The organism is Paraglaciecola polaris LMG 21857 (assembly GCF_000315055.1).
GTDB lineage: Bacteria > Pseudomonadota > Gammaproteobacteria > Enterobacterales > Alteromonadaceae > Paraglaciecola > Paraglaciecola polaris.
Genome location: NZ_BAER01000143.1, coordinates 1 through 6,462, shown reverse-complemented (window position 1 = coordinate 6,462; position 6,462 = coordinate 1). Strand labels below are relative to the sequence as shown.

Genomic DNA, 6,462 nt, shown 5'->3' with positions numbered 1-6,462 from the left:
AGTTTGTATTAGCTTAACGGAAATTTTGGTAGCTCTTTATTCAACTAACAAAGAGGTTAATAAGTTCGAAATACTCTACGTCCTGAATTTTGTGCGGTTGATTCAGCAGCCCTAAAAATGGGGATTTTTAACTATGATTTGACCAATATCTATTGGCTGCAAGAAACTCGGAAGAGACACCCGCCTCGGACAAAAATGCGTTCATGGAACGAAATATTTATTTCTGGAAAATTAACCAGTTCGCGATGTTTACAACACACTCAGGTTTTTGTCAGTACTTTTTACAATTCATAGTGTTATTTTCTAAATGAAATTATTAATTTAGATAGGAGCTAAATCACAACTTCTTATCACATACTTTCTGCGGTATTTTCATGTAAGGTAAAAGGAAAGCTTCAGCGGTTTTAATACTATTCAAATACATAAAAATTGCATCCAGTGTTCAAAAATGCTGCTTTCAGTAACTGACTCAAATTGCTGTTAATCTAGGAGGGAAATATGTATTCCAGTACAATTAGCACCGTGTTAAAGGTAGTGTCGATATATGTTCTGGTCACCCCCTTTCACTGCTTCGCAGACAATGAACCTGATGGGGATGGGGAAAGTGGCATCCTTAACATCAATACCCTGCAATGCAGATTAAAAAGTTATGAATTACAGTTCGACTTGATTCGTGATGAATACAATGTGGGACAAGCAGAGCGCAGCCTTAAATCTCTAAATAATACTGGGATGCAATTACAATCGAATGTGACGGCATCAGTTGCGTTTATGGAGTTTGTACAGAAAGAAATAAGCGAGTTACCTAATTATACTGCCAACGGGTTAGTGCCTGTAAAATACACTAAGCAGCAAAAAAAGCCTTTCAAAAGTAAAACAACCAAGTCGTATTTAATAAAACAGGACGTGTCAAGCAATCGGTCATTTGACCCATTATCTGTCTACGATCACTTGAGAGAATTGGTTTGCTCTGGTCTAAAAACGGATATCACTGTTGATGTCCAAGAGCAGAAAGAAAAAACCCAATATCATTTTTTGTATAAAGGCGAACACACTATTTCGTTACCTATAGGTGACGTCGACACGGTATTAATGATAAGAACACGCAAAACAAGCTCTCGTGAAACATCAATTTGGTTTGATATTAACCATAACTATGTACCTGTAAAAATTCAGCAGGTTAATAATGGTGAGAATCAAGCCATTTTAATGGCGACAAAGATATTCACAAAAAAATAAAACCGTGGTTTATGTGCGTTCGAGTTAGCGCTTAGCTTCATAGGTAAATATTTCTACTTCGGAATGTCCATAAGAACAATCTGACCGTTTTGCAGAATAAGGTAAAAGGATCCAATGACGTCTATGCGCAAAACCTAGATCGAAAACGTCAGTAGTATCAAAACAGTCCGCATTAATCTGCTCATCTTCAATTAATACAAATCGATTATCACTCGATAACCATTGATATGCAGCTTCGAGCTGCGGCCCCAAAGCGGTATGATAACCAAAATGATAAATGCGATAGGGTGAAAATAGAATGAATTGCTCAGAAAAAGAAACAAGGGCAATTTCAGCGTTCTGATCTATGTGGCGTTTTGTCTGCTCATATATACTTATTGGCGTACTAATATTATTTCTCAACACATATCCATAAGTGCTATACACCAACCACAGAGCACTAAAAAACAACGGCCACGCAAACCATTTTGAAAACCGAACCAAGGCCATAATACCAAATAAGCTGCTTAAGCCAATGCTTAAGAATAGATACCAAGGCTCGACATCTATTTTACTCGTTAACTTAGTAATCGCATTGACATCCAGTAACCCAAGAATCGCTACCAGCGTTAATCCTATACTAAATATCAAGCACATCACGAACAACAGTGTTTTCAGTAATTTTATGTTCAAAATAGCTTGGTAATAAGGAGCTATTGCAAGCACCAGCATTGGAAGAGCTGGCAAGATGTAGACTCCTCGTTTACCTGGACTCAAACTAAAGAATATAATCACTAAGACCACCCAACCTATCGGTAAAATAATACGTGGGTCACATTCTCTAAATGCTGCAATCCATGGTTTAACTAACCAAGGAAGCATTAAACTTAGTGGTAACCAGAAAATGGGGATCACTGCTGTAACATAATACCAAGCAGGTTTTATATGATGCCAAGAATCAGCATAGCGGGTGACCGTTTGCTTCAATAAAATATTGTCACGATATAGCTCAAAACTAGGATTATCAGATTGCGCCACGATCAATAACATAGGGATAAACCACAGTCCTATCGCGCCTAGCATAATGAAAACACCCGAAAACCAAGTCCATAAGGAAGTGGGCGCAATATGAGAGCCTACTTTCGATTTAAATCTTAAAATGCCAAAGGGTATCAACATTAATAAAGGTAAAAATCCGACCCCTTTAGTGATCACGCCAATGCCCATAAAAAACCAAGCAAGGGCATACCATTTATATTCCCTATCGACCAAACAGAAGCGTAGTAAACCGTAGCAGCCAAGCGTAATCCAAGCACAGACCATTGCGTCGATCTGAGCCGTTTTTGCCTGCAAAAGAAATTGGAAACTAAACAACAATAACCAACCAGCAATAAGCCCTATTTTTTTAGTCCAAAGCCGTTTTCCAATATCATAGACGAGAAAAATAGTAAGTAATGCGGACAAGGCAGATGGTAATAGAAAAGAAAAACGCAGAGAACCTGAGACCCAGTAACACAATGCAATCGACCACATAAAAATGGGTGGTTTATCAGGATAAAGTTCTTGCGCCCTCGCGGGGAAAAACCATTGACCCGTTTCTACCATTTCTTTTGCGATTAAGGCAAATCGAGGTTCATCAGCAGGCCATGGATCACGCAGCCCCATCCCAACAAATACTAGTGCTATAGCTGAAATTAACAAAGGCCAACACGATATAAATAGACGCTCTATATTTTCGATTTGAAATGGTCTGTCTATAGTTGATAAATTTACCATTAGAAAATACTTGAGCGGGTTGGTGTCGATGCAGTTTTATCTACTGATTCTGTTCGACATTCATTTTCCTTCAAATTAAATCGATATTTTTTGTATAGTAAAAAGCTTAAGTAACTCGAAAACAAAAATAAGAGCGTACTAAACAAAATTTTCCATTCGGAACCAACTAATATGCCCTTCCCTAATAATGAAAAAATCAACATTTGTGGCAAGTAACCGATCGTTGACCCAACAAAAAAAGCTTTAGGGCTAACGTTGGTACTTCCTGCAATTATATTTGTTAGTACGTTACTTCCGAAGGGTAACAATCTAATAATGATCGTTTTACGAGTGGGCGCATAACGAAGAAAATTGTCTGCCTGTTTCGATTGATAATTAAATTTACGCTGCACAAGTGGTTTAATTACACATTTCGATATATAAAAAGTAATAGCGCAGCCCATAGTCGCAGCTAAAGTTGCGAGTAACGTACCGCTTATTGCACCGAATGCATACCCACCTAAAAAAGCGACAACTTGGCGAGGTGCCCCACATGCTGTTGCAACTACTCCAATCCCCAAAAAATAGATCCAGCCTATAATCCCTGCGTTTCTAATATCTCGATCTACCCATGTTTCATTGAACGACGAAAAGATATCAAGATTAGTAAGCAGTAATCCAATGACGATACAGAATGAAATCGTACCGACTCCATGTTTGTACCATTTATTGTTAAAGGTTTTATTCATTAGGGTAAATTTCGCTAATATTAGGTAGCTTTGCTCTGCGTTGCAGCCAAATAACGCCAAGCATATCTATTATACCGGCCGACAACCGCCCCCACATACCGTACTTCGACTGCCCGAATTGACGATTGCGATGGCTCACTTCCATAACAACAATCACACCACCTTGACGCTTAATCAGCGCGGGTAGGAAACGATGCATATGATCAAAATAGGGTAATTTAAGAAAAGTATGTTTAGGGAAAACTTTTAACCCACAGCCAGTATCAGGCGTATTATCGTTCAACAGGCGCGAGCGAATTTTATTGGCGATACGGGATTGCAATCGTTTCCACTGGGTATCTTTTCGCATTCTCCTATAACCGGCAACACAATAGTCAGCCCCCTTTTCAAAAGACTCACCTTTATTAATTAACGCTAACATATCTACAGGATCGTTCTGGCCGTCCGCATCAAGCGTGACTATAAGCTCACCTTTCGCAAGAGATACACCAGAATGTATTGCGGTACTTTGCCCAACAGAAAAATCGTGCTGTACTAACCTCACAATACCTGGGTATTTTAGGCTCAGGAGTAATACTTTATCTGCTGTCGAATCGGTACTACCATCATCTACATAAATAATCTCAAAATCATTCCGAGATCCAAATTGCTCTATAATTTCGCTGACCAAAGGCTCAATATTTTCAGCTTCATTTTTTGCAGGAATAACAGCACTAACGTGAACTGGCAGCAGATTCATATTTAAGCCCAAATACATATTTTCATAAAAACTGAAAATTATGTTACTAATAAATACTTAAGATTTACCTAAGATATCCTGAAATTTAAGTGAATTGGAAAAAATTCAGTATTCCTTAGGCAGTTCTTAAGTAAGCATGTTCACAATATCTATAAATCGTTTAACCTAGGTTGTTATGAAAGTTCTACTCGTTGAAGATTCTGCATCACTTAGAAGAAGTCTCACCATTGGGTTACAAAACTTAGGATTTACCGTAGATGATACGGCCGATGGTTCCGAAGGTCTGACTATGGCTCTCACAGGGGAATATGATGTAATTATTTTGGATATTATGCTGCCAAGTATTGACGGCTTGACTCTGCTTAAAACTCTTAGGTATAGCCAAAAAGATACCCGAGTATTGCTTTTATCCGCTAAAAACGAACCAGAAGACCGAGTTAAAGGCTTGCTTAGTGGTGCTGACGACTATCTAACCAAACCCTTTTCATTCGAAGAACTCCACGCTCGTTTATTATCGTTGTTACGCAGAGGAACGCTACGTAAAGATATAGATAAAATTGAACTCGGTGGTTTAACGCTTGATATGCAGTTGAAAACGCTAAAATTCAACCAAAAATTCATAGATTTAACACCTAATGAATACAAGATAGTTGAATGCATATTTACTAACCAAAATACGATCGTTACACCAGAAAAGCTTAGTGAACATATTGCTGGGCAATATGATGCAGTATCAAAAAATTCTATCGAAGCCCATTTATCTTCAGCTAGAAAAAAAGCTAAAGTTGCAGGATGTGAATTACCAATTAAAACCAAACGTGGGTTTGGTTACTTGGTACACACATGAAAACCACATCGATACATCGAAAATTAGTCCGCTCTCTTTCCATTTCCATAACTTTAGTAACAATAGCAATTTTATTGTTAACGGATATTGCAGTAGATAATTGGGTGCACTATGAGTTTAATCGAGCGACAGACAATAAAATAAACCTACTTACCACACTAGTGGATGAAGACTCAGAGGGTGTTGAGTTTGATTTCGCTGGTGAGTTTATGCCAGAGTTTGAAGGAGCTGGTGATCTCGAATATTATCAATTGTGGCGAAATAAAAAAATTTTTGAGCGTTCAGAAACCCTAGGACTATTTTCAACAACGTCATTCAATTATGAAGAATTGAAAATCGGAAAAAAAATATCAAAAGACATCATATTGCCGGATGGCAGGGATGGTCAGATCATTTATTACAAATTTTTACCACAAATAGATTCTGATGATAGAGTGGATTTTCAAGCTTATTTAGAAAAAACAACATCAAAACAAGAACCAATGTTAATTGCCTATGCGGTTTCCACGGAAAAGCTTAACTTTCTAATGTGGTTAATTGATATTAGTTTCTTAATCGCTGCTTTCGCCGTAGCGTTTATCGTAAGAACATTGGTTAAGACCACAGTTAACGCCGGACTCCAACCCTTAGAGGAATTCTCACGTAACATAAAGAAGATTAGATTAGCTGAAAAAACAGCAGATGTTGAATTAACACATAAGGTCGAGGAATTAGTTCCTATACAGAATAGTATCAACACATTTATTACCGAAAATAGAAAATTATACTTAAAGGAAAAAAGATTAACATCAGACATTGCTCATGAATTAAAAACGCCTATCGCCGAACTGATCAACCTCGCGGAGGTCACACTTAGATTTCCTAATGATAAAGAGTTAACAGCGACATTCACGCCCAATGTTCTTGAGATAAGCCAGCGTTTAGAAAAAATAGTTGCCAATATTTTACTATTCCATCGTTATAGTAATGATAACTTTGAACAAAATGATGTATTTGATGTTTTACAGGTTCTCAATCGATTAGTGGTTCATTGCCCTAGAGTTAAATTGGTTTGCGAGCCAGAAACATTAGTAACAAGTAATTTGTTTGCTTTTGAAACTATCATGCAAAATCTACTAAAAAATGCCCATACGCACAGTCCAGTTGGCAGCAAT

6 protein-coding genes are annotated in these 6,462 nt (G+C 37.7%); 3 read left to right on the top strand and 3 right to left on the bottom strand.

Annotation, left to right across the window (positions count from 1 at the left end; genetic code table 11):
* Window positions 1-498: 498 nt before the first annotated feature.
* On the top strand, window positions 499-1,239 hold the full coding sequence (locus tag GPLA_RS22465) for a DUF3108 domain-containing protein (protein ID WP_007107337.1): 741 nt from the start codon (window positions 499-501) through the stop codon (window positions 1,237-1,239).
* 24 nt (window positions 1,240-1,263) lie between these two features.
* On the opposite strand, the gene GPLA_RS22460 is transcribed toward GPLA_RS22465, so the two are convergent.
* Genes GPLA_RS22460 through GPLA_RS22450 form a run of 3 tightly spaced genes read right to left on the bottom strand, consistent with a single transcriptional unit; the run spans window position 1,264 to window position 4,461 of the window.
* A complete protein-coding gene (locus GPLA_RS22460; RefSeq protein ID WP_007107336.1) occupies window positions 1,264-2,994 on the bottom strand; it encodes an ArnT family glycosyltransferase in 1,731 nt (576 codons plus the stop codon).
* Window positions 2,994-3,722 carry a TVP38/TMEM64 family protein gene (locus GPLA_RS22455; RefSeq protein ID WP_007107335.1) on the bottom strand — a complete coding sequence of 243 codons (729 nt, stop codon included), beginning with the start codon at window positions 3,720-3,722 and terminating at the stop codon, window positions 2,994-2,996. The genes GPLA_RS22460 and GPLA_RS22455 overlap by 1 nt, the downstream gene beginning before the upstream one ends.
* Window positions 3,715-4,461: a glycosyltransferase family 2 protein gene (locus tag GPLA_RS22450; RefSeq protein ID WP_040515767.1), complete on the bottom strand. Its 747-nt coding sequence runs from the start codon at window positions 4,459-4,461 to the stop codon at window positions 3,715-3,717. The genes GPLA_RS22455 and GPLA_RS22450 overlap by 8 nt, the downstream gene beginning before the upstream one ends.
* 175 nt (window positions 4,462-4,636) lie before the next feature.
* Between GPLA_RS22450 and GPLA_RS22445 the strand changes: the two genes are divergently transcribed.
* Both GPLA_RS22445 and GPLA_RS22440 read left to right on the top strand, forming a co-directional pair.
* Complete coding sequence (locus tag GPLA_RS22445; RefSeq protein WP_040515764.1) at window positions 4,637-5,308, top strand: response regulator transcription factor; 672 nt, start codon at window positions 4,637-4,639, stop codon at window positions 5,306-5,308.
* The coding region (locus tag GPLA_RS22440; protein WP_040515761.1) for a histidine kinase dimerization/phospho-acceptor domain-containing protein at window positions 5,305-6,462 on the top strand (1,158 nt) is incomplete at its 3' end. The genes GPLA_RS22445 and GPLA_RS22440, both read left to right, overlap by 4 nt.

Coding starts and splice junctions, on each gene's coding strand:
- GPLA_RS22465 (WP_007107337.1), top strand. CDS start 499: ATGTATTCCAGTACAATTAGCACCGTGTTAAAGGTAGTGTCGATATAT.
- GPLA_RS22460 (WP_007107336.1), bottom strand. CDS start 2,994: ATGGTAAATTTATCAACTATAGACAGACCATTTCAAATCGAAAATATA.
- GPLA_RS22455 (WP_007107335.1), bottom strand. CDS start 3,722: ATGAATAAAACCTTTAACAATAAATGGTACAAACATGGAGTCGGTACG.
- GPLA_RS22450 (WP_040515767.1), bottom strand. CDS start 4,461: ATGAATCTGCTGCCAGTTCACGTTAGTGCTGTTATTCCTGCAAAAAAT.
- GPLA_RS22445 (WP_040515764.1), top strand. CDS start 4,637: ATGAAAGTTCTACTCGTTGAAGATTCTGCATCACTTAGAAGAAGTCTC.